The sequence below is a fragment of the Moorena sp. SIO3I6 genome (assembly GCF_010672095.1).
In genome coordinates, this window is the sequence record NZ_JAAHHU010000958.1 from 1 (window position 1) to 1,881 (window position 1,881).

At 44.8% G+C, this 1,881-nt stretch carries 3 protein-coding genes and 1 pseudogene; 3 read left to right on the forward strand and 1 reads right to left on the reverse strand.

The genetic code is table 11. The features are described 5' to 3' along the window. Positions 1-368 (reverse strand): hypothetical protein (locus F6K49_RS44925; protein WP_293108562.1); only part of this gene is annotated, 368 nt, incomplete at its 3' end. Between the two features lie 262 nt (positions 369-630). On the opposite strand from F6K49_RS44925, the gene F6K49_RS44930 reads away from it, so the two are divergent. The 3 genes and pseudogenes from F6K49_RS44930 to F6K49_RS44940 all read left to right on the forward strand — a co-directional run. Further along, positions 631-1,311, forward strand: a complete 681-nt coding sequence (locus F6K49_RS44930; protein WP_293030865.1) for an IS4 family transposase — start codon at positions 631-633, stop codon at positions 1,309-1,311. Continuing rightward, on the forward strand, positions 1,301-1,567 hold the full coding sequence (locus F6K49_RS44935; RefSeq protein ID WP_293030860.1) for a hypothetical protein: 267 nt from the start codon (positions 1,301-1,303) through the stop codon (positions 1,565-1,567). Before F6K49_RS44930 ends, F6K49_RS44935 begins: the two co-directional genes overlap by 11 nt. Positions 1,568-1,678: 111 nt before the next feature. Continuing rightward, positions 1,679-1,787: pseudogene (locus tag F6K49_RS44940) on the forward strand (IS4 family transposase); the annotation flags it as partial. Between the last annotated feature and the right edge of the window lie 94 nt (positions 1,788-1,881).

Sequence of the window (1,881 nt, forward strand, 5' to 3'; positions counted from 1 at the left end):
AAGCTATCCATTAGGCAAAAGTAGTCGAAACGGTGATAGAGACTAGGATTTAGGCAAGGATTGGGAGAGGAGTGGTGAGAGCCATTATTAGACGAATAGGGGTTTCCCAAGACTGCGATCACAAAATAAGAAGTGCGATCGCAAAATAAGAAGTGCGATCGCAAAATAAGAAGTGCGATCGCTAGACGAATAGGGGTCTCCCAAGAGTGCGATTGCCAACTCTTAGAGAGGCTAGGCCAAATCATAGCTATCGCCACTGGGAAACGCTTCGCGCTTATTGGGCGGGTTGAAGCTGCTCCCCACCCAAACACTGTACTGGCGTGGCAAGATACCGTAGGGAGCGCTTCAACCTCCGCTGCGCCGCCCAATCTTTCCCAGTTGTAGTATCAACTTAACAATCGTGTTCGCACTTTGTGGACAGCAAGGCTAAGGTTGTGAGAGTATCAGAGGAAAAGTCAATCAGGGGATGAAGAAGAACAAATGAAGGATTGGATAAGCCAGGAAATAAATCCAAAATTTTTCAGGACATACGCCATGCCAAAAGATTGAGAAAGACACTGTTGCTCATAGCGCGAACATCCAGGAGAAACAGTACCGAAAGCGAGTGGTAATGCGAACAAAAGCCAAAGTATCTACAGATTTTGGTCAAATGAGAAAGTGAAAAAAACACAAATATTGGCTTCACACAGGGAAGGTGTAGTCAGGAGGTGTGTAGAAGCAGGAGTAGTACTGGCTATACAGGATACGACCGACTTGGAGTATACAACACATGAAGCAACCAAAGATTTGGGATATATCAATCAGACTCCTCAACAAGGAATCAAAGTTCATAGCTGTATAGCAGTAAGTAGCAAAGGAGAACCATTGGGAATGCTACATCAGCAGAGTTGGACAAGAAAGCAAAGGAGTGGAAAGAAAAAAGAACGCAAGAAAAAACCAATTCAAGAAAAAGAAAGCTATCGATGGTTACAGACAGCTAAAGGAGCCGAAGAAGGACTAGCCGAAAAAATCCAGCTTATACATGTTGCAGATCGTGAGGCTGATATCTTTGAGTTATTTGCCCAAAAGCGCTCTGCCAATAGCGAATTACTGATTAGAGGAGAGTATAACCGCAGAGTGAAAGAGGAGATGGGATATCTGTTACCGATGATTGAACAAGGGTCAATTTTAGGTACAATGACCATTAACTTGGAGCGTAATCCCAAACGTCGAGCTCGTCAAGCAACATTGCAAATCCGAGGGATGAGAGTCACACTGGAAGTACCTCATGCATCACCCCAAACCTCACAATCTCCATCCAGTGGAAATTAACGTACTACTGGTAGAAGAAACGGAGAAACCGGCTGATGGTAGTCAACCTATTCGTTGGTTGTTGCTCACTACTCTACCCATTGATGACTTCCAACAAGCTTGGCAATGTGTACGGTGGTATAGCTATCGATGGCTTATAGAACGCTTTCACAAAACCGCTAAAAAGTGGTTGACGCGCGCGAAAAACTTCAACTCCAAACCCGAGAGCGTTTACTCAAAGCATTGGCTACTTATAACATTGTTGCTTGGCGACTAATGTGGTTGACGTAATCTCGCTCGACTTAATCCGAATGCTTCTTGCCAAGTTGTTTTCTCTCCAGCGGAATGGAAACTCTTGCGACTTCAATTTCAACCCAAAAACCGCTCGAAAAAACCTCCTACTCTTCATCAAGCTCTGATGAGCGATTGCGCGCTTGGGTGGATTTTTGGCTCGTAGTGGAGATGGTGAACCTGGCCTGAAAACTCTCTGGCGAGGGCAAACGACCTTCTACCATTTGTTTGAAGGTTCACAACTTGCTTCTACATCCTAGTCTCTATCACCGTTTCGACTACTTTTGCCTAATGGATAGC